The sequence below is a fragment of the Megalodesulfovibrio paquesii genome (assembly GCF_054653055.1).
Map to the genome: position 1 here is coordinate 628,292 of NZ_BAAIGQ010000005.1, position 25,726 is coordinate 654,017.

The 25,726-nt window shown below is 64.5% G+C and carries 23 protein-coding genes; 10 read left to right on the forward strand and 13 right to left on the reverse strand.

Annotation, left to right across the window (positions count from 1 at the left end; genetic code table 11):
• Positions 1 to 2 precede the first annotated feature (2 nt).
• Positions 3 to 1,085 (forward strand): TIGR00341 family protein, encoded by a 1,083-nt coding sequence (locus tag ACYQ00_RS09405; protein WP_460031878.1) that lies wholly within the window; start codon positions 3 to 5, stop codon positions 1,083 to 1,085.
• Positions 1,086 to 1,211: 126 nt separating this feature from the next.
• Here the strand turns inward: ACYQ00_RS09405 and ACYQ00_RS09410 are convergent, their stop codons facing one another.
• The 6 genes from ACYQ00_RS09410 to recA all read right to left on the reverse strand — a co-directional run bounded on the left by ACYQ00_RS09410 (position 1,212) and on the right by recA (position 8,184).
• Positions 1,212 to 1,919, reverse strand: a complete 708-nt coding sequence (locus tag ACYQ00_RS09410; RefSeq protein WP_460031879.1) for a substrate-binding periplasmic protein — start codon at positions 1,917 to 1,919, stop codon at positions 1,212 to 1,214.
• A gap of 140 nt (positions 1,920 to 2,059) precedes the next feature.
• Entirely contained in the window at positions 2,060 to 2,794 is a 735-nt protein-coding gene (locus ACYQ00_RS09415; RefSeq protein WP_460031880.1) for a substrate-binding periplasmic protein, read from the reverse strand.
• A complete protein-coding gene (locus ACYQ00_RS09420; RefSeq protein WP_460031881.1) occupies positions 2,791 to 3,213 on the reverse strand; it encodes a hypothetical protein in 423 nt (140 codons plus the stop codon). The genes ACYQ00_RS09415 and ACYQ00_RS09420 overlap by 4 nt, the downstream gene beginning before the upstream one ends.
• Before the next feature lie 162 nt (positions 3,214 to 3,375).
• Positions 3,376 to 4,140 (reverse strand): DUF3800 domain-containing protein, encoded by a 765-nt coding sequence (locus ACYQ00_RS09425; protein ID WP_460031882.1) that lies wholly within the window; start codon positions 4,138 to 4,140, stop codon positions 3,376 to 3,378.
• Between the two features lie 228 nt (positions 4,141 to 4,368).
• Positions 4,369 to 7,017 carry an alanine--tRNA ligase gene (gene alaS / locus ACYQ00_RS09430; protein ID WP_460031883.1) on the reverse strand — a complete coding sequence of 883 codons (2,649 nt, stop codon included), beginning with the start codon at positions 7,015 to 7,017 and terminating at the stop codon, positions 4,369 to 4,371.
• Between the two features lie 69 nt (positions 7,018 to 7,086).
• Positions 7,087 to 8,184 (reverse strand): recombinase RecA, encoded by a 1,098-nt coding sequence (recA, locus tag ACYQ00_RS09435; RefSeq protein ID WP_460031884.1) that lies wholly within the window; start codon positions 8,182 to 8,184, stop codon positions 7,087 to 7,089.
• A 260-nt stretch (positions 8,185 to 8,444) separates the two neighbouring features.
• Here recA and ACYQ00_RS09440 point away from each other — a divergent pair, with 260 nt between their 5' ends.
• From ACYQ00_RS09440 to ACYQ00_RS09450, 3 genes are all read left to right on the forward strand, one after another.
• Positions 8,445 to 9,305 carry a DMT family transporter gene (locus ACYQ00_RS09440; RefSeq protein ID WP_460032504.1) on the forward strand — a complete coding sequence of 287 codons (861 nt, stop codon included), beginning with the start codon at positions 8,445 to 8,447 and terminating at the stop codon, positions 9,303 to 9,305.
• A 471-nt stretch (positions 9,306 to 9,776) separates the two neighbouring features.
• Positions 9,777 to 10,757, forward strand: a complete 981-nt coding sequence (locus ACYQ00_RS09445; protein ID WP_460031885.1) for a BMP family ABC transporter substrate-binding protein — start codon at positions 9,777 to 9,779, stop codon at positions 10,755 to 10,757.
• Between the two features lie 45 nt (positions 10,758 to 10,802).
• On the forward strand, positions 10,803 to 11,960 hold the full coding sequence (locus ACYQ00_RS09450; RefSeq protein WP_460031886.1) for a diguanylate cyclase: 1,158 nt from the start codon (positions 10,803 to 10,805) through the stop codon (positions 11,958 to 11,960).
• Between the two features lie 67 nt (positions 11,961 to 12,027).
• Here the strand turns inward: ACYQ00_RS09450 and ACYQ00_RS09455 are convergent, their stop codons facing one another.
• On the reverse strand, positions 12,028 to 13,785 hold the full coding sequence (locus ACYQ00_RS09455; RefSeq protein ID WP_460031887.1) for a methyl-accepting chemotaxis protein: 1,758 nt from the start codon (positions 13,783 to 13,785) through the stop codon (positions 12,028 to 12,030).
• Positions 13,786 to 14,105: 320 nt separating this feature from the next.
• Between ACYQ00_RS09455 and ACYQ00_RS09460 the strand changes: the two genes are divergently transcribed.
• From ACYQ00_RS09460 to ACYQ00_RS09480, 5 genes are all read left to right on the forward strand, one after another.
• A complete protein-coding gene (locus ACYQ00_RS09460; RefSeq protein ID WP_460031888.1) occupies positions 14,106 to 15,284 on the forward strand; it encodes an adenine nucleotide alpha hydrolase family protein in 1,179 nt (392 codons plus the stop codon).
• Between the two features lie 273 nt (positions 15,285 to 15,557).
• Positions 15,558 to 16,556: a DnaJ C-terminal domain-containing protein gene (locus tag ACYQ00_RS09465; RefSeq protein WP_460031889.1), complete on the forward strand. Its 999-nt coding sequence runs from the start codon at positions 15,558 to 15,560 to the stop codon at positions 16,554 to 16,556.
• Positions 16,557 to 16,571: 15 nt separating this feature from the next.
• Positions 16,572 to 16,892: a chaperone modulator CbpM gene (locus tag ACYQ00_RS09470; RefSeq protein ID WP_460031890.1), complete on the forward strand. Its 321-nt coding sequence runs from the start codon at positions 16,572 to 16,574 to the stop codon at positions 16,890 to 16,892.
• A 37-nt stretch (positions 16,893 to 16,929) separates the two neighbouring features.
• On the forward strand, positions 16,930 to 19,545 hold the full coding sequence (clpB, locus tag ACYQ00_RS09475; protein WP_460031891.1) for an ATP-dependent chaperone ClpB: 2,616 nt from the start codon (positions 16,930 to 16,932) through the stop codon (positions 19,543 to 19,545).
• Positions 19,546 to 19,646: 101 nt separating this feature from the next.
• Complete coding sequence (locus tag ACYQ00_RS09480) at positions 19,647 to 20,042, forward strand: HEPN domain-containing protein (RefSeq protein WP_460031892.1); 396 nt, start codon at positions 19,647 to 19,649, stop codon at positions 20,040 to 20,042.
• A gap of 139 nt (positions 20,043 to 20,181) precedes the next feature.
• Here the strand turns inward: ACYQ00_RS09480 and ACYQ00_RS09485 are convergent, their stop codons facing one another.
• Positions 20,182 to 21,210: a polysaccharide deacetylase family protein gene (locus ACYQ00_RS09485; protein ID WP_460031893.1), complete on the reverse strand. Its 1,029-nt coding sequence runs from the start codon at positions 21,208 to 21,210 to the stop codon at positions 20,182 to 20,184.
• 84 nt (positions 21,211 to 21,294) lie between these two features.
• Positions 21,295 to 21,648 carry a nuclear transport factor 2 family protein gene (locus ACYQ00_RS09490; RefSeq protein WP_460031894.1) on the reverse strand — a complete coding sequence of 118 codons (354 nt, stop codon included), beginning with the start codon at positions 21,646 to 21,648 and terminating at the stop codon, positions 21,295 to 21,297.
• A 186-nt stretch (positions 21,649 to 21,834) separates the two neighbouring features.
• On the opposite strand from ACYQ00_RS09490, the gene ACYQ00_RS09495 reads away from it, so the two are divergent.
• Complete coding sequence (locus ACYQ00_RS09495) at positions 21,835 to 22,830, forward strand: zinc-binding dehydrogenase (protein ID WP_460031895.1); 996 nt, start codon at positions 21,835 to 21,837, stop codon at positions 22,828 to 22,830.
• Between the two features lie 23 nt (positions 22,831 to 22,853).
• On the opposite strand, the gene ACYQ00_RS09500 is transcribed toward ACYQ00_RS09495, so the two are convergent.
• Genes ACYQ00_RS09500 through ACYQ00_RS09515 form a run of 4 tightly spaced genes read right to left on the reverse strand, consistent with a single transcriptional unit; the run spans position 22,854 to position 25,681 of the window.
• Positions 22,854 to 23,795 (reverse strand): helix-turn-helix transcriptional regulator, encoded by a 942-nt coding sequence (locus tag ACYQ00_RS09500; RefSeq protein WP_460031896.1) that lies wholly within the window; start codon positions 23,793 to 23,795, stop codon positions 22,854 to 22,856.
• A gap of 37 nt (positions 23,796 to 23,832) precedes the next feature.
• A complete protein-coding gene (thiE, locus tag ACYQ00_RS09505) occupies positions 23,833 to 24,498 on the reverse strand; it encodes a thiamine phosphate synthase (RefSeq protein WP_460031897.1) in 666 nt (221 codons plus the stop codon).
• A 50-nt stretch (positions 24,499 to 24,548) separates the two neighbouring features.
• Entirely contained in the window at positions 24,549 to 25,361 is an 813-nt protein-coding gene (gene thiM / locus ACYQ00_RS09510; protein ID WP_460031898.1) for a hydroxyethylthiazole kinase, read from the reverse strand.
• A 23-nt stretch (positions 25,362 to 25,384) separates the two neighbouring features.
• Entirely contained in the window at positions 25,385 to 25,681 is a 297-nt protein-coding gene (locus tag ACYQ00_RS09515; protein ID WP_460031899.1) for an MTH1187 family thiamine-binding protein, read from the reverse strand.
• Positions 25,682 to 25,726 lie beyond the last annotated feature (45 nt).

A 25,726-nucleotide genomic window follows, 5' to 3' on the forward strand; every position in this document is an offset into this window, starting at 1 on the left:
CCATGGCCCTGCGTTTGCTGGAAATCGTCGTGCATGTGGATGTGGCCCGGCACATCATGGAGACGCTGGACCAGGAAGAGCCCACCCCGCCGCACTGGCTTTCTTTTCTTGATGGGGAACTGGCCCAGGTGCGCGTGGTGCTGGACATGGAAAGCCTGGAACAGGTGACGGATCTGATTGAGCAGCGGCATTATCTGGACGAGGCCTCTCGCATCCTGGTGCTGCCCCTGGAAGCCGTCATCCCCCGGCTCATCAAACCGGAACCGGAGGGCGACACCGCCGCCGACCCGGCAGCAGAAGCGGCGAATGCTGACGGGCCTCCCAGCAACGCGGCGGCGAACGGCAAGGACAGCAAGGAAAAAGCCGCCCGACGCCTGCACCGCGAGGAACTCTATTCCTCCCTGTACGATCAGGCCCGCCTGTCCCGCAACCATCTGCTGCTGGTGGTGCTTTCGGCCCTGGTGGCGGCCATGGGACTGGTGCGCAACAGCGAGGTGGTGCTGGTGGGCGCCATGGTCATCGCGCCCATGCTCGGTCCGCAGCTGGCCCTGGCCTTTGCCGCCTCCCTGGGCGATGCCCCGCTCATGCGCCATGCCGCCCGGACCACGGCAGCCAGCATCGCCCTGGCCCTGCTTGCCACCACCGGGCTGGGGATGTTTCTGCAGGTGGATCCCGGCCTGCCCAGCGTGGCCCTGCGCACCAGCCCGAGCCTGGGGGATCTGGCCCTGGCCCTGGCGGCTGGCGCGGCCGGGACCCTGTGCTTTACCATGGGGCAGGCCACGGCAGTGGTGGGGGTGATGGTGGCCGTGGCCTTGATGCCCCCCCTTGCTGCCGCCGGGCTGCTGGTTGGGGAAGGGGAGTGGCGGGCGGCCTTGGGAGCCCTGGCGCTGACGGGCGCCAACATCATCGGCATCAACGCCGCCGGCGTGGCCGTGTGCCTGTATCAGGGCGTGCGTCCCGGGGCTTGGTGGGAGCAACAGCAGGCAGCCCGGACTGCGCGCCGGGCCTTGGCGCTGTGGGTACTGCTCCTGGCCGCGATGGCCGCGGTGCTTACCTGGATGTACCGCCCGCTCCCTGCGCCATAAGACTCCGCCATCCGTGACGCAGCCTCATGCCGCCCCCATGCTCAAACGGCAGCGGCCGCCTGCCCCTGGAGCGCCTCAGGGGGAGGCGGCCGCGAAGGGACAGGCGGCAAGGCTGCAAGAGTGCGTCTATTTGATCGAGCCCTCGGCGCGCAGGGCCTTGAGTTCACGGGCAAAGGCCTCGGCCCATTTTTGGGCAGTCTCGCCCTTGGCCTTGGAAAAGGCCACGAACATGTCGCCTTCGGAAATAACCAGCGGTTGAATTTCAAAGGCCTCGGCCAATCCCAGAGGGCCGGCCACCGTCTCCAGCACCAGCTGGTTGATGACCACGGCATCGGAACGACCGGCAGCCAGCTTTTTCAGGAGCATGTCATTGTTGGTGGCTTCTTCCTTGGTGAATTCCGTGGACGCATCAAAGGGGTCGCCATACGTGTAGCCACTGACGATGCCCACGGTTTTGCCAGCCAGGTCGGCCATACTGGTGATTGGCGCCGCGCCTTTTTGCGTGACCAGCACATTGCGCTCCTGGCTCAGACGCTCCTCGGGATACACCAGGAACGCTTCTCGTTCCGGCGTTTTGAACAGGGAAAAGATGGCGTGGGCGTCTCCTTCCTGAACCATCTGCGTGGCCCGGGCCCAGGGCACGTCCACAAAGTGCGGCTCGCAGTCGAGTCTGGCGCAAAGCTTGCGGATGGCTTCCACGTCAAAGCCTTTGAATGCACCGGCTTCGGTATATTCGTAGGGCTCGTAGCTCTCCATAACGAACGTCAGCGGCTCGGCGGCCATGGCCGAAAGAGGGAACACCAAAGCCAGGATTGTCAATATCACCGTACGCATGTCAGTCTCCTCACGCAGGGAAATGGGGGGAAAGCCCGTGGAATACCCCACGATCGTGACGAGTTGTCTGCCGTTGTGCGACAGATGGGTGGCAGCGCAGCCCGCCTGCAACACCGCTGCAGGCAAGGGGGGCTGGCCTGCTAAGGCTGCAACGGCGGGAGGATGCCTTCTGCCCTGAGTTCCCGAACGGCCCTGGAAATGGCCGACCGCCAGTGCTGGCTTTTCGCGCCCCTGGCCTTGGAGAAGGCGATATAATAGGGGGATTCATTGACCACCATCGGCTGGATCGGCAGTCTGGCAGCCTCGGGGTGCTGCTCCTGCAGGTGCGGGAGCATGCGCAGGTTGACCACGGCGTAATCCAGACGGCCGCCCAGACACTTGCGAAGCATGGTCGCGACGTTGGGAGATTCGTCCCGCGCGAACAGCGGACTGGTGGAAAAGTGCGGGGAGTAGGCAAAATCCTTCACCACCCCCACGATCCGCCCCGTCAGATCCTCAAGCTGTTCCACCGTTGGCGCCGCCTTGTTGCAGCCCAGCAGACGGTTGCGGGTAACCCCCAACGGTTGTTCAGTATACTCAAGGTACTGCTCGCGGTCCGGTGTTTTCAGGGCCGTGAACACGGCGTCGCCCCGGCCTTGGCGGACGGTTTCCAGCACCCAGGGCCAGGGGGCAATGACAAACTTTGGTTCGCAGCCGGCACGCCGGCACAACTGCCGCACAGCCTCTACAGCCTCGCCCACGACCTGATTGTTTTGCTCGTAACAAAACGGGTACAGCTGATCGGCATAAAAGGTCAGGGACTCGCCAGCCCGCGCCGGCGCGCACATCGCCAGCAGGCCGGTCGCCAGGGCAAGACAGACGAGCAGGCGGCTCATTCCAGTACCAGCAAATGGGCGCGGGCCGCGGCACGGGATGGGCCGGAGAGGGCGGCAACACAGCCGCCCAGCTCTCCGAGCACGGCGTCATATTTGTTGGAAAGCAGGCCAAAGCGCCGGGGCCGGGCAGTCAGTTCCTCATGCAGGGCGCGCAGGGTGGCCAGCAGGGTCGCGGCTTCGTGCCAGACGCCCTGGGACGCCAGATGGGAGCCGTCGTCGATGAGCAGGTCCAGCTCGTCCAGGTCGGCCTGGGCATCAGTGCGGTCAAAAAAGCTCGAAAGCGTGGCCACGCCAAGCTCAACGCACATCCCGTCCAGCTTGCCGGCAAAGGCAGCCAGGGCCGTCAGCCCTTCGGCAAGGCAGACGACCTGTTCCGGCTGCCCGGCATGCAGCATGTTAAGGCGGAGCGAGGGCGGCATCACCCCATCCTGGCTCGAATGTTGGCATCAGCCCTGGCCGGGGGGCGGGGAAGGCAGGCAGGGCAGTGCGGAACTCAATCTCTGAAAGATACAACAAAATCCCCCCATACTGTCAAGCCTAGGGGGATTGGGGGAAAAACGGGGTGGGCGGATCTGTCTAGTTCAGGGTTGCCTTACGCCGCCAAGCCTCCTGGACATGCAGGCAGGGCAGGTGCATTGCGGGTTCAGCGTTTGCTTGTGTATCAGTCCATGCAACTTTTCCTGGTCGGAGTCAAAGCAGCTTTCGATGACGTTGAAATAGGTCAGGTCTTCTGCATTGTAGCGCCTGAAGACGGCATAAGCGATGTGGTCTGCAAGCTGAATACATCTGGAGGCTTTTGAATTGACGAAGAGCGGAACCTCTTGAATATTGCTTGTTACTCCCCATCGAGTCCCGATATTCCTGAAGTTGAGGGCCAACTTCTGCAATGTTGTTTCATGTGCGCTTTCGTCGAGGATAATAAGACCGGAATGCTTCTCGTTATTTTTATGATACACTCTGTTAAGGAACAGATTGAATCGGCTGCACAGGTCTTCAAACGCCAAGGCCACAGGGTCCTCTCCTGGATAGGATGCCTTGTGGACGGCGCAGGCAAAGATTGCACAGTCCTTTATCTCTCGTTTTCCAATCGCCAAGACCTGTTTCAAGACATCACGGCGGGCCTCTCGATCCATGCCTTTCCATGGAGCCTTGCGGCCAGGGAAAATTTCTGCCGCGTGAAACTCCACCGTATCCGCATTGCCAGGTGAAATGGATTCAGCCAGTTCTTCTAGATGTTTATTGAGCCAATAAATTTTCTTCTCGTGGGCACAAAGCCCAGCCAGGACAAAATAGGCTTCGTTTCGATTGTCAGGGGATCCCGAATCGTCCAAATAGAGCAGGTACATGAAATCGATAAAGCAGAACCCCCTCACGCTGTCAAGCGCAAGGGGGTATTTCGATCAGGGCCGGGTGAAGCGTCTGCTTCAACGAACCGCGCCTGCAGCCCTCCCAACCAAAGTTCAGCCGAGCAGGGGTATTCCCTGACGAACCGCACCTGCGGCCCTCTCAACTGCTGGCCAAAATGTACACCATTCAGAGGGAAAGTCAACTCGGATCCGTGCCGTGTGGGGGCTCTACGCCCCCACCAGTTCCTTCAACTTGGCGATGGCCTCGGCGATTTTGGCTGGTTCCGTGCCGCCGGCCTGGGCCAGATCCGGGCGGCCGCCGCCGGAGCCGCCGACCACGGCGGCCACGTCCTTGATCAGGGATGGCGCGGTAAAGCGGCTGTGCAAGTCCTTGGATACGTAGAGAATGAGCGGGGCCTTGCCTTCGGCTTCCGCGGCGAGCAGGGCCACGCCCGAAGGCAGTTTGGAGCGGACGTCGTCCATCAGATCGCGCAGGACCTTGACGCTGGGCGCCTCGACCTTGGTGGCCAACACCTTGACGCCGCCGATCTCCTGCAGGCCGTCCATGAGCGAACCGCCGCCGCCGGAGCCGGCCGTGGCGGCCTTGGCGGCCAGCTTTTCGTTGTCCTTTTTAAGGGCCTTGACCTCATCCAGCAGGGTCTGGACCTTGCGGGCCGTCTCGCCCGGCTGGGACTTGAGCTGCCCGGCGACTTCCGAAAGCTCCTGACGCTGGGCCATCAGGTGGCGCAGGGCGTTCCAGCCCGTGGCGGCCTCGATGCGGCGCACCCCGGCGGCCACGCCGGATTCCGAGAGGATGACGAAGCTGCCGGCCTGGCCCGTGGAGTTCAGGTGCGTGCCACCGCACAGTTCCACGGACACGCCCGGCGCTTCCACCACGCGGACCTGATCCGTGTACTTTTCGCCAAACAGGGCCATGGCGCCCCTGGCCACGGCGTCGTCATAGCTCATGGTGCAGACGCTGACGGGAATGTTCTTCAGAATCGCGGCGTTGACCTGCTCTTCCACCTGGGCGATCTCTTCCGCCGTCAGGGCCGAGATGTGCGTGAAGTCAAAGCGCATCCGGTCCGGGCCGACGAGGGAGCCGGCCTGCTTGACGTGCTCGCCCAGCACGCGGCGCAGGGCGGCCTGCAGCAGGTGGGTGGTGGTGTGGTTGCGGGCCGTGGCCAGCCGCTCATTCTCGGCCACATCCAGGGTCACGGGCTGGCCCACAGCCACCGAACCGGAAGTCACTTCGATGACGTGGACGGTCAGTTCGGGCGAGGGGCGCAGGGTATCGGTTACCGTAGCTGCGCCCGTGGCGGTGCAGGCCTGGCCCACGTCGCCGGTCTGGCCGCCGGATTCACCGTAAAAGGGGGTGGCGTCGGCCACGAGATAGCCCTTGGCGCCGGCGGAGAGGGTTTCGACGGGTTGGCCGGCGTCGTCCAGCAGGGCGGTGAGGGCGCTCTGGCGGGAGAGGCTGTCGTAACCCACAAAGGCGCTGGAGATGCCGCGTTCCAACAGGGCGCGGAACTGGCCGGCCAGGCCGGCCTCGCCGGAGCCTTTCCAGGCGGCCTTGGCGCGGGCTTTCTGGTCCTGCATGTGGGCGTCGAAGCCTTTTTCATCAATAAAGAATCCACGGCGTTCGGCCACGTCCTTGACGATGTCCAGGGGGAAGCCGAAGGTGTCGTAGAGCTTGAAGGCAAAGTCGCCGGCAATGGTCATGTCGCCTGCGGCGCTGCGGGCGGCCATCTCGTCTTCCAGCATGGCCAGGCCCTTGTCCAGGGTCTGGGAGAAGCGGTCTTCCTCTTCCTTGACCACGCGGAGCATGAAGGCGGCGCTCTCCTGAAGCTCGGGGAAGGCCGTGCCCATCAGGCGGGTGACCTCGCCGCAGACCTTGTGCAGGAAGGCGTCCTTGAGCCCGATGAGGGTGCCGAAGCGCAGGGCCCGGCGGATGAGCCGGCGCAGGACATAGCCGCGGCCCTCGTTGGAGGGCAGGATGCCATCGGCAATGAGGAAGGCCGTGGCCCGGGCGTGGTCGGCGATGACGCGCAGGGCGGTGTCGCCGTCCTCGGTAGCGCCGTAGCGGGTGTCGGCCAGGGAGGCGGCAAAATTGATGATGTCCTGGAACAGGTTGATGTTGAAGTTGGATTGGACGCCCTGGCAGACGGCGCTGATGCGTTCCAGGCCCATGCCGGTATCGATGGAGGGCTTGGGCAGGGGGACGCGCTGGCCATCGGGCAACTGATCGAACTGCATGAACACGAGGTTCCAGATTTCCAGGAAGCGGTCGCAGTCGCAGATGCCGATGCCGCAGTCCTCGCCGCAGGACATCTGTTCGCCCTGGTCGAACATGATTTCCGAGCAGGGGCCGCAGGGGCCAGTGTCGCCCATGCTCCAGAAGTTGTCCTTCTCGCCCATTTTGAAGATGCGGTCCGGGGTGATGCCGGTCACTTCCTGCCACAGCGCGCCGGCTTCGTCGTCGTCGCGGAAGATGGTCACATAGAGCCGGTCCTTGGGCAGGGCGAGTTCCTTGGTCAGGAATTCCCAGGCAAAGCCGATAGCCTCGCGCTTGAAGTAGTCACCAAAGGAGAAGTTGCCCAGCATTTCAAAGAAAGTGTGGTGCCGGGCCGTGCGACCGACGTTTTCCAGGTCGTTGTGTTTACCGCCCACGCGCAGGCATTTCTGGGAGGTGACGGCGCGGCGGTACTCCCGCGTCTCCTGCCCCAGAAAGACGTTCTTGAACTGGACCATGCCGGCGTTGGTAAAGAGCAGGGTGGGGTCATCCTTGGGCACGAGACCGGAAGAGGCAACGGGCGTGTGTCCTTTGGAAGCGAAATAATTGATGAAGCGGCTGCGGATTTCGTCGGCGGTGAACACGGTGTGGGGCTCCTGGAAGTGCACTCGAATACGCGGTGAAAGGTGGGACGGCAAAAACGCCTGGCCCGGCTAGTCGGGCATGGTGTCGTCGTCAAACTCGTCCTCGGCCAGGGCCTCTTCGGCCGGGGGAGTGTGCCGCGGCGGGCCTTCCATGCCGAAGTGGGCCAGCAGCTGATCCTCCACCTGCTGGCGGATGTCCGGATGTTCCTGCAAAAAGACGCGGACATTCTCCTTGCCCTGGCCCAGGCGCTCGGTGCCAAAGGCGAACCACGCGCCGCTCTTGTCCACGATTTTGGCGTCCACACCCAGGTCGATCAGCTCGCCCTCGCGGGAAATGCCCTGGCCGTAAAGGATATCGAAGAGGGCCTCGCGGAAGGGCGGGGCGACCTTGTTCTTGACCACCTTGACCTTGACGCGGGAGCCGTAGACTTCTTCCTTGTCCTTCAGGGTCTGGATTTTGCGGATATCCAGGCGGATGGAGGCGTAAAATTTGAGGGCGTTGCCGCCGGTGGTGGTCTCGGGGCTGCCGTAGCCCATGGTGCCGATCTTCATGCGGATCTGGTTGATGAAGATGATGGACGTGCGGCTCTTGTGGATGGTGCCGGTCAGCTTGCGCATGGCGTGGCTCATGAGCCGGGCCTGGCCACCCACCTGGGTCTCGCCCATCTGGCCTTCCAGTTCCGCCTGGGGGATGAGGGCGGCCACGGAGTCCACCACCACCAGATCCACGGCGTTGGAGCGCACGAGCATGTCGGCAATGTCCAGGGCCTGTTCGCCGTAGTCGGGCTGGGAGATGAGCAGTTCGTCCGTCTTCACGCCCAGGCGGCGGGCGTAGTTGACGTCCAGGGCGTGCTCGGCGTCGATAAAGGCGCAGGTGCCGCCCAGTTTCTGGCATTCGGCAATGACGTGCAGGGCGATGGTGGTCTTGCCCGAAGATTCCGGGCCGTAGATTTCACTGACCCGGCCGCGGGGAATGCCCCCCACGCCCAGGGCCAGGTCCAGGCCGATGGACCCCGTGGGGATGACCGGGATGGCCACGTGATGCTCGTCGGAAAGTTTCATCACCGAACCGGCGCCGTATTTGCGCTCGATGGTGGAGAGGGCAGTGGTCAGGGCCTCCAGGCGGGCGGCCTGAGGATCGACGGGTGCGGCGGGTTTGCGCGCCATGTGGGATGCTCCATACAAAAAGGAAAACAGGTGGAAGGAGGCATAGCAGAAGGGTGCGGCAGGGGCAAGGCATGAGTGCGGTGATTGTCTTGCTGTGTGATTTTGGCGCGTTCCCGCATCTTGCCTTGCGGGCGGCGCTGACGTAGGCAGGCGCGATCCGAGTGCATGCACCATCAGCAAGGAAGCCTCACGTGTCCCGCAGCATTGTATGCCCTTCGTCCTCCCAGTCTGCCCCGCCCGTTCAGGCCGCCCGCACCACCCTGGCCGCCCTGGCCCTGGCGGCCACGGCGCTGCTCTGGAGTTCCGGCGGGCTGGCCATCAAGCTGGTGGGCTGGCACCCCATGGCCATCACCGGCCTGCGCAGCGCGCTGGCGGTGGCCACGCTGGCAATGGTGCTGCACCGCCGGCTTGGCTGGGCGAAAGGTCCGGCACGCTCGTGCCTCGGGCGTTTTTCCCGCCTGCAGTGGGCCGCCGCGGCCAGCTACGCCGGGCTGCTGGTGACCAACGTCCTGGCCACCAAGCTGACCACCTCGGCCAACGCCATCCTCCTCGCTTACACCGCGCCCGTGTATGTGGCCCTGCTGGCCCCGCGATTTCTGGGCGAGCGGACCAGGGCGGCGGACTGGGGGTTCGTGGCGGTGATCCTGGCAGGCATGGTCCTCTTTTTTCTGGACGGCCTCTCCCCGGCCGGGTTGTGGGGCAACGTGATCGCCATGGGCACGGGGCTCTGCTACGCGCTCTTCACCCTGTGCATGCGGGCGCAGCGGGAGGCTCCGGCCATGGCCGCGGTGGAGGCCGTGCTGCTCGGGCATCTGCTCACGGCCCTGTGCGGGCTGCCGTTCTGCTTCGGGACTCTGCCGGATGCCGCGGGCTGGGCCGGGCTGGTGTATCTGGGGGTGGTCCAGCAGGGCCTCTCGCTCCTGCTCTACACCTGGGCCGTGACCCGCCTGGGCGCGCTGGAGACCATTCTTCTCATGACCCTGGAACCCATCTGCAACCCGCTCTGGGTGGCTCTGGGGCATGGCGAGCGGCCTGGTCCCTGGGCGCTGGCCGGCGGGGCGGTGGTGCTGGCGGCGGTCACGGCCCGGGGGATTCGCGGCGCGCTCGGGCGAGCCTCCTGAACAGTGCCCCCGGATTTTTTCCGGATTGCAGCCGCCAGAGGGAACGCGCAGCAGGGGGCAGCCTTCCCCCCCAATAAAAAATATCGTGTTGCGAAGAGACGGCCGCAGTCGGCATGGACCATGAATGACACGGCACGGCGCAACTTGGCGCTGCGATGAGAGCGGGCTTCAATTATTGCTCAACGCTGCGCTCTGGGGTATGTTACGGCTAGTGTTGCGTCCTCTAAAATGATCCATACAGAATAGACGCAACACTGGGCCGCTGGCACAGCGGCCCCGGAGCAGCATGCTCCGTGAGTCAGCCGATATCCGCGCAGTTCGGCTGACGATTTTCCACGAAATCTGCTGACATTTTTATCACCTTATTTCGTGGACATCACACTAGGTGCAGTGGAGTATTCGCATTTTTCCCGGAGCGGGACGGTCAGCCAGTTGGGGGGGGAGATGGTGTTGCCGGTCGCAGTGACGAGCATGCTCGGAATCGCAGTCCTGATCGCTGCGACGGTCTCCAGCGTTCGGGGTGAAGGGTTTCGGCCGGTGCTGATTTATCAGGGCAACATTGGGGAAAATTCCTTCAATCTGAACATCCACGAAGGCGTGGCCCGGTTTTTCCGAACCAGCGGCGTGCGTTGCGAGGAGCTGGTGGTCGGCTTCGACCCGGACAGCTACAACCGCCAGCTGGAATCTGTCGCCAGGCAGGGGTACAACCCCATCGTGCTTGTCTATGGGAGCCATTTTGACCGGCTCCAGAAATTTATCAAACAATATCCAGATATTCGGTTTATCGTCCTAGGCACGGTGGAAGACGAGCCGAATCTGTTCTCCATGGATTTTGCCGAGCACGAGGGCTCGTTTCTGGCTGGCGCCCTGGCCGCCATGACTACCAAGACAAACGTCCTGGCCTTTGTCTCGGTGTCGGATTTGCCACTCATGCGGCGTTTTGCCTGCGGCTTTGAACAAGGCGCCAAACATGTGAACCCGGACGTCACCGTGCTGACCGGCTTTACCGGCTCGTACCCGGGCGCCTGGTTTGACGGCAACGCCACAGCGGCCCTGGCCAATCAGTTCATGGACCAGGGGGCGGACGTGGTCTTCCAGGTGGCCGGGGCAGCCGGGCCGGCGGTGCTGGAGGCGGCAGCCCGGCGCGGCAGGCTGGGCATTGGCGTGGATCGCAACCAGAACGGGCTGTACCCCGGGCACGTTCTGACGTCGATGATCAAACGGACCGACAAGGCGATCTTTGCCGCCCTGATGCTTGCGTGGCGCGGCGTGTGGCGGGACAATATCAAAACCTTCGGCCTGGCGCAGGAGGGGGTGGATCTTGTGTTTGATGAGCACAATGCGGCTCTGGTGCCCTCGACGTTGCGCAGCCGCATCGACACGCTGAAATCCAGGATTGTGCTTGGGGAAATCCGGGTGCATGACTATGTCAAAGACCTGCGTTGCCCCTGATGGCCTGCAACAGCCAGGACGCCGCATGGTGTGCGGAGGTGCGGAATGATGCGCCGACTGCACGGCCTGGCGCCGATGATCGTCGGAGCGCTGATCCTGGGCGTGCTCATTCCTCTGTCGGCTGGCTTTGTGTTCTCAATGGCCGTTGGCCAGGAACGTATTGAAGCAGATCTGCGGCATTTTCATCAGACCATCGTGGATTCCCTGTCCCTGAGTGTGGAGGATGCCTTGCTGTCTTTTGCGCCCAATGAGGCGGAAAACGCGGCCCAGGTGATCTTTCATGATCCGCGGGTTCTGCAGATTGCCGTGTATTCCTCACTGTACGACATGTTCCTGGTGCATGTGTCCAAGCCCGCAGCAAACGTCGCCCGGCCGTTGACCTTGCGCAAGGATCTGGTTCGCGATGGCGAGGAGCTTGGCTATGTGGAAATCGTCATCGACCGGGCGTTTTACGAGGCCTTCTTCAAGCGGGAATGGCGGGTGCTGCTCCAGCTGTTCGCGGCAATGCTCGCCTGCGGGCTGCTGATTCTCATGCTGACCTTTTATGGCAAGGTGCTGCGTCCCATTGCCAGACTGAAGGCCCAGGCCGAACGGCTTTCGGCCGGCGAGCTGCACACCCCCTGCCTCTGGAAAGGACGGGACGAGCTGGCGGTGCTGGGGCAAACCCTGGAAAAAATGCGCCAGGAACTGCTGGCCAGCTTTCAAAGCATCCAGGAACTGGCGGTGAAGGATGAATTGACAGGATTGCCAAACAGGCGCGCCTTTTTTGCCGAGGCCAGCAAGGCGGTGGAGCTGGCCCGGCGGTATGAGCTGCCCCTGACCGTGGCCATTATTGACGTGGACCACTTCAAACGGGTGAATGACACCCTGGGCCATGCGGTTGGCGATCAGGTGTTGCAGGAGGTGGCCCGTTGCATTGGGCAGATGACGCGGCAGACCGACCTCTTTGCCCGCATCGGTGGCGAGGAGTTCGCCATGTGCATGCCCCAGACGACAGAGCCAGACGCCGCATTCGTCCTGGAGCGGGTTCGGACGGCGATGGCCGGGCACCCGTTTCCGCATGGCCTGCAGATCACAACGAGCATCGGCGTGGCCGGGCTGCAGTCCGGCCAGACGCTGGAGCTGCTCCTGGCGCGAGCGGATGCGGCCCTGTACCAGGCCAAACATGCGGGGCGCAATCGCGTCGTGCTGGCGACGGACTGATGGCCTGGCTTCAGCCTTGCCGGCGGCGCCAGATCTGAGGCGCCGCCGGCCGCACAGCAAGGCCGGATCAGGCGCGCCCCCCCTCCGCCTTCATGGAGGCAATGAGATTCTTCAGGATGCCGGCCTGTCTGGCCAGTTCGGCCACGGCTGAGGAGCTTTGGCGCATGGCGTCGGCGGTTTCGGCGGCAATCTGGTTCACGCCCTCGATGCTGCGATTGATTTCCTCACTGGTGGCGGACTGTTGTTCCGCGGCCGTGGCAATGGACCGGACCTGGTCCGCGGCCAGATCCACCAGGGAGACGATTTCCGTGAGCGCCTGCCGGGAGTTTTCGGCCAGGGCGTTCATTTCGTCGATGGCCTTGGCGGCCTGGCCCACGTTATCGATGTTCTTGCGCGCGCCCTGCTGGATGCCATGGATGGCCGAGCCGACTTCCTTGGTGGCGCTCACGGTCTTTTCCGCCAGCTTGCGGACTTCGTCGGCCACCACGGCAAAGCCGCGGCCGGCGTCCCCGGCGCGGGCGGCCTCAATGGCCGCGTTCAGGGCCAGCAGGTTGGTCTGGTCGGCAATGTCGCTAATAACATTGAGGATCTGTCCGATGCCCTCGGCCTGGGAGCCCAGGGTTTCCATGTCGTGCATGGACTGGTTGGAGTTCGCCTTCACCTGCCCGATGAAATTGACCACCTTGCCGACCACCTGCGCGCCTTCGTCGGCCTTGCGGCGGGCCTTGACCGAGGTTTCCGAAGCCTCGCTGGCATTGCGGGCCACTTCCAGCACCGTGGCGTTCATCTCTTCCATGGCGGTGGCCGTCTCGCCGACGCGGGCGGACTGCTGATCGGCCCCGGCGCTGGACTGTTCAATCTGGGCGCTGAGTTCCTCGGAGGCGGAGGTGACCACCTCCACCACGCGTTCCAGCTGTTGCGCGGCCTGGAGCATGCCCTCGGCCTTGGCGCGCTCGGCCTGGGCCTTGGCGGCCTCGGCCTCGGCCATGGCCTTGCGGGCCTGCTCGGCCCCGCGAGCGGCTTCCTGGGATTTCTCATCGGCCTCGGCAATCTTGGTCCGCAGGGTTTCCACCATTTTGATGAAGACGCCGTAGACCCCGGTGCCCGAGGGCGGATCGAAGCGGACGTTCAGATTGCCGCCGGCAATCTCGTTGGCCACGCGCTGCAGCTGGCCCGGGTCTGCGCCCAGCTGGCCGAGCACGTTGCGGACAAGCCAGAAACTCAGCCCCGCCGCCACCACCACGGCCAGGACCAGGACGATGTAGGTGTATTGTTTGCCGCGATGGTAGGCCGCCCGGGCGGCAGTGGCCGTGGTGGCGCCACTCTGGGTGTTGATGGCCGTCAATTGCACCAGGGTCTCTTGCGCGGCGTGCAGCGCTTTTTGGGAGTCCCCGGAAACCAGATCGGCGAGACGGTCATACATGTTTTTCTTGGAGAGTTCGAGCACCTTGGCGCTCACGGCCAGGTAGGCGTCCCACTGGGTGCGAAAGGTCTGGTACAAGGTTCGTTCTTCGGAGGTTGAAAGGAGCGTCTCGTATCGGCCAAAGGTCTGCTGCAGCTCGGTGGTGGCGTTGCCGAGGCGCTCCTCAATGGAACGTCTGCTCATCTGATCACTGGTCAGGCCGTGCAGCAGTTCCAGCCTGCGATACAGCGAGGTCAGCTCGCTGACGTCGCCGATGGTCTCGATACTGGGCAGCCTGTTGTCAGCCAGCTCCACGGTGGAGTCGTTGATGGCGCTCATCTGCGTGATGGCCAGAAAGGCGACCCCGCACAGCAGGAAAATGAGCAGGGCGAAGCTGAAGATGAGCTTGGTGGACAGTCTCATGAGCGCTCCCGGTATGAAAATGACAACAGGTTGCGTATTCGGCAAAAAAACAAAACCAAATACCGGCGATGGCCGCACGCAGTGTGGCGCACTGGGCACATTACCATAAAACGCAATGCCTGAGAATGCACCCTGGCAGCAGCTGCATACAGAAACAGCAGAAGGGAATGAGTGGCCGCCGAGGGATAATCACTCATTACCAGCGCCATCTAGGGAATTTTTCTATATTTTGCAAGACGACATACCCTTGGAACGCGTCGCAGGAAAGAGGGATTGGCAATTTTGGCAAAAATATCGAAAGATCACTCCTGGCCTTGCAAATGCCAGCCTGGTCCGGCGTGCTTTTCTCCGGCCCCGGCCTGTGGCATGATGAAGAGATGAGCAGCGCATCCTTTGTCTCTTCCACTCCCCCGCATCTCCTGGCCCTCTTCTCCGGCGGGCTTGATTCCGTGCTGGCCGCCCGTCTGGTGCAGGCCCAGGGCCGTCGTGTCACCGGGCTGCATTTTATCAGCCCCTTTTTCGGCAAACCGCAGCAACTCAATAGCTGGCAGGAAGAGTACGGGGTGGACATTCTGCCCGTGGACGTGAGCGAGGCCTACGTGCGCCTGCTCCTGGACGGCCCGGCCCACGGCTATGGCAAGAACCTCAACCCCTGCGTGGACTGCAAGATTCTGATGCTCACCAAAGCTCGCGAACTGCTGGCCGAACTGGGCGCGCAGGGCATTGTTTCCGGCGAGGTCCTGGGACAGCGGCCCATGAGCCAGCGGCGTGACGCCCTGGACATCATCTCCCGCGAGGCCGGCGTGCGCGACCTGCTGGTCCGCCCCTTGTGCGCCAAAAAACTCCTCCCCACAGCAGTGGAGGAAGCCGGCATCCTGGACCGCGACCGGCTCATGGACCTCTGGGGGCGTGGACGTTCCGGCCAGCTGGCCCTGGCCCGGCAGTTCGGCATCACCCGCATCCCCACCCCGGCCGGCGGCTGCCTGCTGGCGGAAAAGGAAAGCGCGCGCCGCTACTGGCCCGTGCTGCGCCGCCTGCCGTCTCCCACGCCGCAGGATTTCCACATTGCCAACGCCGGCCGGCAGTTCTGGCATGGGCCGCACTGGCTGGCCATCGGCCGCAACAAGGAAGCCAACGAGCGGCTGGAAGCCCTGGCCGGGCCGCGGGATCTGGTCTTCAGCCTGCGGGATATGCCCGGTCCCCTGGGCCTTGGCCGGCAATGGCCCGGCCTCGTGTGGACGCCGGAAACGGTTCGCGCAGCCGCGGCGGCGGTGCTGTCCTTCTCCACCAAGGTCAGGCAGCTGGGCAAGGAGGCCGCGGTGCTGGTGGCCGAGGGCGGCCGTGAAGGGGCTCGCCAGGAAGTCCTCCTGGCCCGCCCCATGGAGCCCGCGGCCTGCGGCTGGGAGGATCCGGCCTACGAGACCTTCATTGAAGAGAAGCGGGCCTGCTGCAAAATCGCCGGTCAGGTGGACGGGCAAGGCGAGGACGACTTCAACTGAGCCAGCGGCAGGCCTGCCCGGTGCCGGGCACGGCCAGGCGGTCCGGTCCCGGTTTAGCCTGAATTCCTCAACGCCTTTCTGGCTTGTCTCTTTTTTTCGGTGTACTATTGTCTCGTGCGCGGTCAGATTCGCCAGCCTGCCGGCCCCAAGGCCAGGGCTGCGCATCATCCCGCCGGCGCACGGGTATTTTGCCGTCAGAGGATTGACAGTCCCGATCCGCTGGTTACGGTTCATGTTCGATGGGGCAAGACCCCGCAGCAGCGGAGGAGCACAGTGGAATACAAGGACTATTACCAGACCCTCGGCGTTTCCAAGAGCGCGTCCAAGGACGAGATCGCCAAGGCGTTCAAGAAGCTGGCCCGGCAGTACCACCCGGACTTGAACCCGGACAACAAGACCGCCGAAGCCAAGTTCAAGGAAATCAACGAGGCCTATGAAGTCCTCAAGGATGAGGAAAAGCGCAAGCTTTACGACCGCCTTGGTCCCAACTGGCAGCATGGCCAGGACTTCCAGCCCCCGCCAGGGTTTGAGAACATGCACTTCAGCTTCCGTGGCGGCCCGGGTGGAGCAGGAGGCCCTGGTGGCATGGGCGGCTTTACCAACATGGGCGGCAGCGATTTCAGCGACTTTTTCGAGACGCTTTTCGGCGGCGCCGGTGGGATGGGCGGTATGGGCGGCCGCAGCTACCGCAGCGCCGGCGACCCCTTTGGCCAGGGCCGTCCCCGGCGCGGCGCGGACTCTGAAGCCACCCTGGAGCTGACCCTCGAAGAAGCCTGGCGTGGCGGCCCCAAGACCATCACCCTGCAGGAACGCGTGGCCGGCCAGGCGCCAAGCCTCAAAACCCTGCAGGTGACCATCCCGGCCGGCATCAAGGAAGGGGCGCGCATCCGCCTGGCTGGCCAGGGCAATCCCGGCGCGTACGGCGCACCCGCCGGCGACCTGTTCCTCAAGGTCTCCATGCTGCCGCACCGTCAGTTTTATCTGGACGGCAACAACGTGGTGTTGGATCTGCCCCTGGCTCCCTGGGAGGCGGCCCTGGGCGCGAAGGTCCGCGTGCCCACCCTGGATGGCTCCGTGGAACTGGCCGTGCCCGCGGGCGTGGATTCCGGGCGCAAATTCCGCCTCAAGGGCAGGGGCCTGGGCAGCGGGGCGGACAAGGGGGATCAGCTGGTCAAGATCCGCATCAAGTCCCCCAAACAACTGACCGCGGAACAGCAGGCGCTTTGGGAGCAGCTCGCGCGCGTCTCGCAGTTCGAGCCCCGCGAGGAATAAGGAGGAGGGTTCCGCATGGATATCGAGCGCTTTGCCGGCGGTCCCCCCGCCAAATCACAACTGATGGCCTGGGCCGAATTTCTGGAAGCCACCGCCGTACACCCCAGTCGTATAGGCGAACTGATGGAGCTGGGCTGGATCTGTCCCCAGCGCACCACCAGCGGGGACTACCTGTTCCTGCTGCGCGACGTGTACCGCATCCGCAAGCTGGAGCGGTTGCTGCTTGATTTCGAGATGTCCACCATCGCTGGCGTCATCGTGGTGGACCTGCTGGAGCGCGTGGAGACTTTGGAATCCCGCGTCCGGCATTATGAGAAACTCATCAATATGCCGTAACAATGGCAGGACTTTTTTTGGAAGGAGTCAAAACATCATGGATTTGAACACCTTCACCAAAAACTCCCAGGCCGCCCTGGCAGCGGCCCAGCAGGAGGCCGTGCGTCGCGGTCAGCAGCAGGTGGATGTGGAGCATCTGCTCCATGCCCTGGCCACCCAGGAGCAGGGTCTGGCCCCGCGCCTCCTGGAAAAGGCCGGCTTTGACCCCGTGGCCTACGCCGCCGCCGTGGAAGCTGAACTGAAGAAGCTTCCCAGCGTCTCCGGTCCTGGCGCGCAACCCGGGCAGATCGGCATTACCGGCCGCTGCTCCCAGGTACTGGTCAAGGCCCAGGATATCGCCAAACGCATGCAGGACGAATACGTCAGCGTGGAGCATCTGTTCCTGGCCATCCTGGAAGAAGGGCCGAACACTGCCGCCGGCCGGGTGAACAGGCAGTTCGCCCTCACACCGGACAAGATTCTGGCCGTGCTGACCCAGGTTCGCGGCAACCAGCGCGTCACCTCGGACAACCCCGAGGCCTCCTACGAGGCCCTCTCCAAATACGGGCGCGATCTCGTGGAAGACGCCCGCAAGGGCAAGCTGGACCCGGTCATCGGGCGCGATGAGGAAATCCGCCGCTGCATCCGCATCCTCTCCCGCCGCACCAAGAACAATCCCGTGCTCATCGGCGAGGCCGGCGTGGGCAAGACGGCCATTGTCGAAGGCCTGGCGCACCGCATCCTCAAGGGCGACGTGCCCGAAGGTCTCAAGGACAAGACCCTCTTTGCCCTGGACATGGGCGCGCTCATCGCCGGGGCCAAGTACCGCGGCGAGTTCGAGGAACGCCTCAAGGCCGTGCTCAAGGAAGTGGAGCAGAGCCAGGGCCGCATTGTGCTCTTCATCGACGAGCTGCACACCATCGTCGGCGCGGGCAAGGCCGAAGGGGCCATGGACGCCGGCAACCTGCTCAAGCCCATGCTCGCCCGTGGGGAACTGCACTGCATCGGCGCCACCACCCTGGACGAATACCGCAAGCATATCGAAAAAGATCCGGCCCTGGAGCGCCGCTTCCAGCCCGTGGTGGTGGATGAGCCCAGCGTGGAGGACGCCATCTCCATCCTGCGCGGTCTGCGGGAACGGTTCGAGGTCCACCACGGCGTGCGCATTGCCGACGCCGCCCTGGTGGAGGCCGCGGTGCTCTCCCATCGCTATATCACCGACCGCAACCTGCCGGACAAGGCCATCGACCTCATTGATGAAGCCGGGGCCATGATCCGCACGGAAATCGACTCCCTGCCCACGGAGCTGGACGCCATCAACCGCAAGATCATGCAACTGGAGATCGAGCGCGAGGCCCTCAAGCGTGAAAAGGACGAGGCCTCCCGCGACCGCCTGGGCAAGCTGGAGCAGGAACTCGCCGATCTCAAGGAAGACCAGACCGCCCTGATGACCCGCTGGGAGCACGAGAAAAGCGGCATCAACGACGTGCGCAGCATCAAGGAGCAGATCGAAAAGACCCGCCGGGACATCGAAGAGGCCGAACGCGTCTACGACCTGAACCGTGCCGCCGAGCTCAAATATTCCGTGCTTCTCAACCTCGAAAAGCAGCTGGCCGACGCCGAAACGGGCGGCAGTTCCAAAGACGGCGCCAACAGGCTCCTCAAGGAAGAAGTCACCCCGGACGACATTGCGGCCATCGTCGCCCGCTGGACGGGCATTCCCGTTTCCCGCCTGCTAGAGGGCGAACGCGAGAAGCTCCTGCGCCTGCCCGATGAGCTGCATGAACGCGTTATCGGCCAGGATGAAGCCGTGCAGGCCGTGGCCGACGCCGTGTTGCGCGCCCGGGCCGGGTTGAAGGATCCCAACCGTCCCATTGGCTCCTTCCTCTTCCTTGGCCCCACGGGCGTGGGCAAGACGGAGCTGTGCAAGACCCTGGCCCAGGCCCTCTTCGACACGGAAGAGAACATGGTCCGCCTGGACATGAGCGAGTACATGGAAAAGCACACCGTGGCCCGGCTCATCGGCGCGCCTCCAGGGTACGTGGGCTACGAGGAGGGCGGCCAGCTGACCGAAGCAGTCCGCCGCAAGCCGTATTCCGTGGTGCTTTTTGATGAAATCGAAAAGGCCCATCACGACGTCTTCAACACGCTCCTGCAGATTCTGGATGACGGCCGCCTGACTGACAGCCAGGGCCGCACCGTGGACTTCAAGAACACCATCATCATCATGACCTCCAATATCGGCGCGCACCGGATGCTGGAAGGCATCGACGCCGTGGGGCAGTACAAGGAGGGCGTGCGTGAGGCCGTGCTGGGCGAGCTGCGCAGCCACTTCCGGCCGGAATTCCTCAACCGCATTGATGAAATCGTGCTCTTCAAGCCGTTGATGCAGGAACAGATCAAGCGCATCATCGACCTGCAGCTGCGGGGCCTCAGGCGCCGGCTGGAAGACCGCAAGATCGATATCACACTGGACGAGGACGCCAAGTCTGCCATCGCCGAGGCGGCGTACGATCCCATCTACGGCGCCCGCCCCCTCAAGCGCTACCTGACCCAGCGCCTGGAAACCCCCCTGGCCCGCGAGCTGATCATGGGCAAGTGGAAAGACGGCGACAGCATTGTCGTGACCATGCAGGACGAAAACCTGGTGTTTGCCAAGCAGGTCCTGGCCTGACCCGAGACTTGATCAAACGCAAAGTTTGTGGAATACGGCAAGGCCCGGCTTTTTCATGGCCGGGCCTTGTTTTTTCTCAGCACTGCAGGCAGTATCGGCAAATGTCACAAGATTCACAAGTTCCGCCGTCCCTCCCGTCTCAGGAACTTTCCCTGGGAAAAATGTACTTTGAAGACGCCCGGCTCCTGGCGCACGCCCGGCGTTGGGAGGCCTGCCTGCAGCTCCTGGCCGTGGCCTGCCGCCACGCCTGCCGGGCCGTGCTGGCCAGCCACGGCATGCCCATGATCGATTACGTTGCCCTGCAAGACCGCGCCCTCCCAGGAGAAATCGTCGCTTGTGACGTGGCCAACGTCCTGGCTGAAAACGTGGCCACCGTGCTCAACCACGCCCGCACCGCCGGCTACCCCGACCAGCCCCCCCTCGACCGCGATGTGGTGAAAACCAGATTTTTCACAACTCAGGAGATCCTGGACTACGTGCAGGGATGTCTGGGGTAGGGAGAGACGGGAAGAAGAGAAAAGAGAAAGAACCAGGGGGGATAATCCCCCCTGGACCCCCTGTTTGTTAGAGCGGCGGTTTTCATGCGATTCGCATGGCAACCGCCGCTCTCACTATTTGGAGGGGGCGCGGGGGAACTCAGTTCCCCCGCTTTTCTTTTGTCTTTTCGCCTTTCTCATAATCCCCCGGCCGTTCTCCATAACAACTCTTGGCCGTTTCCGGCGCGCCCAAGGTGAGCAGTTCCGAAATGGTGACGCAGCGGAAACCCTGCCGGGCCAGCTCCGGCAGCACGCGGCGGAGCATGGCGGCGGTGCCGTGGCTGTTGCCGTTGGCGTGGCCGATGACGATGCTGCCGGGTCTGGCCCGGCGCAGGACCTCGGCGGCCATGCGCTCGGGGTTGGCGTGGGGATCGGGATCGCCGGTGACGATGTCCCACTGGATGGCCGGCAGTCCCAGTTCGGCGGCCAGGGCCAGGGCCGCGGCATTGCAGAAGCCAAAGGGGAATCGCAGCAGGCGGATGGAGGGCGGGACGTGGGCCAGGCTCTCCAGGGCAAGCCCGGCGGCCTCGGCCCGACGGGTCAGTGTTTCGTACAACAGTTCGTACTGGGCCTGGGTGTAGAGCAGCTCGTTGCGGGCGGTGTCGCCCGAGATCTGGCGGGGGTCGCGATGGGTCCAGCCGTGGTTGCCGATCTCGAAGCGTGGGTCGGCCATCAGTTGCAGGGCGCGTTCCGGGTGATCGGCCAGCCAGGAGCCGGAGGCAAAGAAGGTGGCTGAGGCGTTGTGTTCGCGCAGGACGTCCACCACCTCGCCATCATAGCCGGTGATGCGGCCGGCGGTTTCGCAGAGGTCGAAGGTCAGGGCGATAGGCTTGTCGGTCGGATCGGCAACGCGTACCCGGCGGATGGACCCGCTCAGGGGAGAGTCCGGGGCCAGGGGAGGCTGCAGGCGCAGGGGCGCGGTACGCTCGGGCGGGGGGATGCGTCCGCCGCGGGGCCGGCCCTGGCGCTCTGCCGGCGTGGAGGCCAGCTGCTCGGGAGCAAAGAGTGTTTCAAGCAGGGGCTGCGCCTGCAGCGGCGCGGTCTGAAGCAGGCAAAAGGGCAGGGCCAGGCAGGCCAGGGTGATGCAGCGGCGCATGCGGCACAGCAGAGTAAACGTGGCAATCGGCATGGGCAGGTCCGGAGGCAGGAGGTTGCCGAGGCGCATGGAGCGGATGCAGTGCTCCACGCGCCGTCAGCTATGGCACGGTGGTCGCTAGAAGTCGATCTCCAGCCGGGCGATGCGCCCCTTTTCCAGGGTGAACGCGAATTGCAGATTCACAGGACTTCCGGGAAAGGTGCCGGAAACTCTGGCGGTCACGAGGGTCCGGCCGTTTTCAGCTTCCTCCTTCATGGCCAGGGGCTCCATGCGCGGGGCGTATTGGACGTTGGAGGCTTCCTTCCATTGCCGGATGGCTTCAGGGCCCCGGAACTCCCGCTGTTCATCCACCACGACGCCGTCCGGGGCGAAACAATCGGCCACGGCCTGGGCGTCATGGGCGTTGGCGGTGCGGAAATAGGTTTCGATGACTGGGGGCAGAGGGACGGGGGCGCTGCTTATGCTGGTCATGCAGATCTCCTTTGTGACATGGTGGGGCGCAAGACGCCCGGTGCAACCCAACGTATGCGACCTCCGCTGACATCAGTCTGTCAGCAGCCGATCGCAACACATGGCGCGACTGCTCCTGACAGGCTGTTGTCAAACGCGCCATGCAGGATGGTCGGGTTTCACTCACCGCATTTCCAAGGAGGCGACATGTTTGCAGTGTACTGCGAGACCCCGAACCTCGAGAATCCCCTGGCTGCGTTGCGACTGGGCGAGCGGCCCGAGCCGGAGCCCCGATCGGCCCACCAGTCAGGATGGGTCCGCGTGCGGGTGACCCACGCCAGCCTGAACCGGCATGATCTCTTCACCCTGCAGGGCATCACCGGCCACGCCACGCCCATCCCCTTTCCCATGATTCTGGGGAACGACGCCGCGGGGGTGCTGGAGGATGGCACGGCCGTGGTGCTGTACCCGGTCATCACCGACGAGGCCGACTTCGCGCACGACTGGGGAGACGAGACGCTGACGCCCTCCTGGCGGATTTTCAGCGAACGGGAGCAGGGGACCTTTGCGGATGTTGTCCTGGCGCCGCGGCGCAATGCCATTCCCCTGCCCCCAGGACTCTCGCCCCTGCACGCCTCGGTGCTGGGCACGGCCTGGCTGACGGCCTGGCGGATGCTGTGCACCAAATCCGGCCTGCAGCCGGGGCAGACCATGCTGGTGCAGGGCGCCTCGGGTGGCATGGCCACGGCGCTGGTGCAGCTGGGGCGGGCCATGGGCATGGAAGTGTGGGCTGCCAGCCGCAGCCGGGAAGGCCGGGAGCTGGCACTGCGGCTCGGCGCGCATCAGGTGTTCGGGGAACAGGCCCCGCTGCCACGCAAGGTCCACGCCGTGTTCGATAATGTCGGCCGGGCCACCTGGGCGCATTCGCTGGCTTCGGTCCGGCGGGGCGGAACCATCGTCACCGTGGGGATCACCTCGGGCGGGCAGGTGGAGATGCCATTGTTGCCGGTCATCGTGGAGCAGCTGACCATCACCGGATCGGTCATGGGCTCGCTGGCGGAGATGCATGCACTGGTGGACTTCATCGCGCTGCATGGGATCGAACCGGAAATCTGCAGTGTCCTGCCCATGGAACAGGCGGCGGAGGCCTTTGCCCTGATGGCTGCGGGCCGGTTGCAGGGCAAGGTGGTGCTGACCCGGTGATCTGCAGCGCTGCCGGCCTGGCGTCAGGGCAGGCGGTGATGTGCGGCGGCAGCCTCGGCGTGGGCGATGATCCGTTGCCGGAGCTGCGGCGGATCAAGCACAGTCGCGCCCGGTCCGAAAGAAAGCAGCCAGGCGGCCAGCTGGTCCCAGTCCACGGCCTTCAGGACAAGATCCATGTGATCGGCGCTGGCCGGGTGTTCCCCTTCGATACCCAGCCACCATTCCCTGCGAGCCCGATCTGTGGAGGCTGCGGAAAAGCGGACGACTGCCCGCAGGGCCGGTGCGGGCATCTGGTCGCGAATGTAGGCCAGGGAGGAGAAGCCTTCGCGGGGCGGAAAGCGTTCGTCTAGCAGCTCGAGGTTGCGCATGCGGTCGGTGCGGAAGTCCCGGTAGGCCTGCCGCTCTCGGCACCAGGCGATAAGGTGCCAGCGATCCAGGTAAAAGAGCAGGCCGTGGGGCTCCACCGTGCGGACGGAGGCAGTGGTCTTGCCATATCCCTGGTAGAGGAAGCGCAACACCTGCCGCTGGGCCAGGGCCTGCTGCAGGAGGGCCAGATCGGCTTGCGGCGGGCTCGGCAGGGCCGCGGCGGTGCCCAGGCCATGCAGCAGCCGCTCCAGCTGCAGCCGGGAGGCCGGGGAGAGCACGGCGTCGATCTTCATCAGGGCGGCATCCATGTGGGCCAGCAGGGTTGGGTCTGCGGCCCGTTGGAGCAGCATCCGGCTGGTGGCCAGGGCCCCGGCCTCGGCGGCAGTGAAATTGACGGGGGGGAGATGGTAGCCTTTGACCAGGGCATAGCCGACCCCGGCTTCGGCGGCCAGGGGCACGCCGGCCTCGCCCAGGGCGCGCATGTCCCGGTAGATGGTCCGCACGCTCAGGCCGAAGTGCCGGGCCATGTCCTCCGCCGTGGCGGCGCGCCGGGACTGCAGGTAGAGAATCAGGGCCAGGAGCCGATCCAGCCTGTGCATATGTCCGCTCCTGGCCAGCGTTTCGGGAAGGCCGGCCTCACGCCCGCGCCGCAGTCACAACATCCAGCAGTTCCCGGGCCGCGGCCGCCGGGTCCGGGGCGCTGACGATGGCGCTGACCACAGCCACGCCGTCGGCACCAGCGCGGATGACGTCCGGGGCGTTTTGGGCGGTGATGCCGCCGATGCCCACCAGGGTCTGATGGCTCTGGCGACGCAGGGCGGTCAGCTTTTCAAGCCCCCAGGCCTCGCCGGCGTCGGCCTTGGTGGCGGTGGGGTAGATGGGGCCCACGCCCAGATAGTCCGGCCCCAGGCCTGCGCCGCCCAGCACCTGATCCAGATCCGGCACGGCCAGGGCCTGCTCCATGGTGTCAATGGACAGGCCGATGATGGCCTCCGGGCCGAGGATGCGGCGGACATCAATGAAAGGAATGTCGGACTGGCCCACGTGCACGCCGGCCGCGCCGATGGCCTGGGCCACGTCCACGCGGTCGTTGACCAGCAGCGGGATGCGGTGGCGGTCCAGCAGCTCCTTGAGCGCCCGGCCCAGTTCCACGAAGTCGCGCGCGTCGGCATCTTTTTCGCGGATCTGCACCAGGGTCACGCCGCCCTGCACGGCGGCGGCCACCACGTCCAGCAGGTCGCGCCCCAGACACAGCGCGCGGTTGGTGACCAGATAGGCCCGATAGTCAAGACGCGGTCTCATGCTGCTCTCCTTCTTTCCAAACGGGGTTCCTGGATTGCTGTTTGCGGACCTCAGGCCACAGACTCCATGCGCAGCCGGACAGCGATATCGGCGAGCTGCATCAGATAGAGGCAGTCGTAAAAATGCAGCTGCAGGGTGCCGGGGCCGGCGGATTTTTCCGCGGCCATCTCCCCGGCAATGCCCATCACGGCCATGGCGTGGCAGGCGGCCAGGAAATAATCTGGCTGCACCCCGGCAAAGGCGGCGCACACCGCAGTGGCCGTGCAGCCCAGGCCGGTCACGCGGGGCATGAGGACGTGGCCGTTGAAGATCCGGCAGGCGCGTGTGCCATCGGTCAGAAAGTCCACCTCGCCGCTCACGCAGACCGTGCAGCCGCATTTTTGGGCCAGACGCTGGGCGGCATCCTCGGCTTCGGAGGTCTGCTGCAGGGAATCCGGACCCTTGGCGGTGCTGCGTTCGCCCACGCAAAAGAGAATTTCGCTGGCATTCCCGCGGATGATGGCCGGGGTGTGCCGGCGTAGGAGGGTGGTGGTCAGATCCCGGCGAAGCGCCGTGGCGCCGGCGGCCACGGGGTCGAACACCACGGGCACACCGTGGGCCCGGGCCGATTCCCAGGCCGGGGGAATGGCTTCCAGATAGGCGTCCGTCACGGTGCCGATGTTGACCACCAGGGCCTGGCACAGGGAGGTCATCTCGGCCACTTCCTTGCGGGCGTGGGTCATGGCCGGCGAGGCGCCCAGGGCCAGCAGGGCGTTGGCCGTGGTGTTGGCGACCACATAATTGGTGATGGAAACGACAAAGGGGCCGCGGCGGCGGATGGCCTCCAGATCGGCGTGGATGGCGGCAGGCGTGAGGGCGGACATACGGGGGATCCTGTGCTGGAAGGTTAGACGAGGCGGGATTCCACAGCCTGCACCTTGCCCGTGAGCCGGCCCACGGGGCCCTCGCGGGAGTCCACCGCCATGTTCATGTACACGCGGGAACTGTGGGCACGCAGGGCGTCGTGGCAGGCTTTCACCACGGCCATGACCTCGTCGTATTCGCCCTCGATGGCCGTGCCCATGGGGCAGAGCTGGCTGGGCAGGCCGCTTTGCCGGATAAGGCCCACGGCCCGGGCAACGGCGTCGGCCAGGTCCGGGCCCTGGTCCAGGGGGAAAATGGCCAGATTGACAATGACGCTCATGAGGCACCTCCGGAAAGAACAACAGGCTGATCAATAAATCAACCT

What these genes read in the sequence shown, in the direction of transcription:
- ACYQ00_RS09405 (WP_460031878.1), top strand. Translation starts at nt 3, where the DNA reads ATGGCCCTGCGTTTGCTGGAAATCGTCGTGCATGTGGATGTGGCCCGG.
- ACYQ00_RS09410 (WP_460031879.1), bottom strand. Translation starts at nt 1,919, where the DNA reads ATGCGTACGGTGATATTGACAATCCTGGCTTTGGTGTTCCCTCTTTCG.
- ACYQ00_RS09415 (WP_460031880.1), bottom strand. Translation starts at nt 2,794, where the DNA reads ATGAGCCGCCTGCTCGTCTGTCTTGCCCTGGCGACCGGCCTGCTGGCG.
- ACYQ00_RS09420 (WP_460031881.1), bottom strand. Translation starts at nt 3,213, where the DNA reads ATGCCGCCCTCGCTCCGCCTTAACATGCTGCATGCCGGGCAGCCGGAA.
- ACYQ00_RS09425 (WP_460031882.1), bottom strand. Translation starts at nt 4,140, where the DNA reads ATGTACCTGCTCTATTTGGACGATTCGGGATCCCCTGACAATCGAAAC.
- recA (WP_460031884.1), bottom strand. Translation starts at nt 8,184, where the DNA reads ATGGCGCGCAAACCCGCCGCACCCGTCGATCCTCAGGCCGCCCGCCTG.
- ACYQ00_RS09445 (WP_460031885.1), top strand. Translation starts at nt 9,777, where the DNA reads ATGCTCGGAATCGCAGTCCTGATCGCTGCGACGGTCTCCAGCGTTCGG.
- ACYQ00_RS09450 (WP_460031886.1), top strand. Translation starts at nt 10,803, where the DNA reads ATGATGCGCCGACTGCACGGCCTGGCGCCGATGATCGTCGGAGCGCTG.
- ACYQ00_RS09455 (WP_460031887.1), bottom strand. Translation starts at nt 13,785, where the DNA reads ATGAGACTGTCCACCAAGCTCATCTTCAGCTTCGCCCTGCTCATTTTC.
- ACYQ00_RS09460 (WP_460031888.1), top strand. Translation starts at nt 14,106, where the DNA reads ATGCCAGCCTGGTCCGGCGTGCTTTTCTCCGGCCCCGGCCTGTGGCAT.
- ACYQ00_RS09470 (WP_460031890.1), top strand. Translation starts at nt 16,572, where the DNA reads ATGGATATCGAGCGCTTTGCCGGCGGTCCCCCCGCCAAATCACAACTG.
- clpB (WP_460031891.1), top strand. Translation starts at nt 16,930, where the DNA reads ATGGATTTGAACACCTTCACCAAAAACTCCCAGGCCGCCCTGGCAGCG.
- ACYQ00_RS09480 (WP_460031892.1), top strand. Translation starts at nt 19,647, where the DNA reads ATGTCACAAGATTCACAAGTTCCGCCGTCCCTCCCGTCTCAGGAACTT.
- ACYQ00_RS09485 (WP_460031893.1), bottom strand. Translation starts at nt 21,210, where the DNA reads ATGCCGATTGCCACGTTTACTCTGCTGTGCCGCATGCGCCGCTGCATC.
- ACYQ00_RS09490 (WP_460031894.1), bottom strand. Translation starts at nt 21,648, where the DNA reads ATGACCAGCATAAGCAGCGCCCCCGTCCCTCTGCCCCCAGTCATCGAA.
- ACYQ00_RS09495 (WP_460031895.1), top strand. Translation starts at nt 21,835, where the DNA reads ATGTTTGCAGTGTACTGCGAGACCCCGAACCTCGAGAATCCCCTGGCT.
- ACYQ00_RS09500 (WP_460031896.1), bottom strand. Translation starts at nt 23,795, where the DNA reads ATGCACAGGCTGGATCGGCTCCTGGCCCTGATTCTCTACCTGCAGTCC.
- thiE (WP_460031897.1), bottom strand. Translation starts at nt 24,498, where the DNA reads ATGAGACCGCGTCTTGACTATCGGGCCTATCTGGTCACCAACCGCGCG.
- thiM (WP_460031898.1), bottom strand. Translation starts at nt 25,361, where the DNA reads ATGTCCGCCCTCACGCCTGCCGCCATCCACGCCGATCTGGAGGCCATC.
- ACYQ00_RS09515 (WP_460031899.1), bottom strand. Translation starts at nt 25,681, where the DNA reads ATGAGCGTCATTGTCAATCTGGCCATTTTCCCCCTGGACCAGGGCCCG.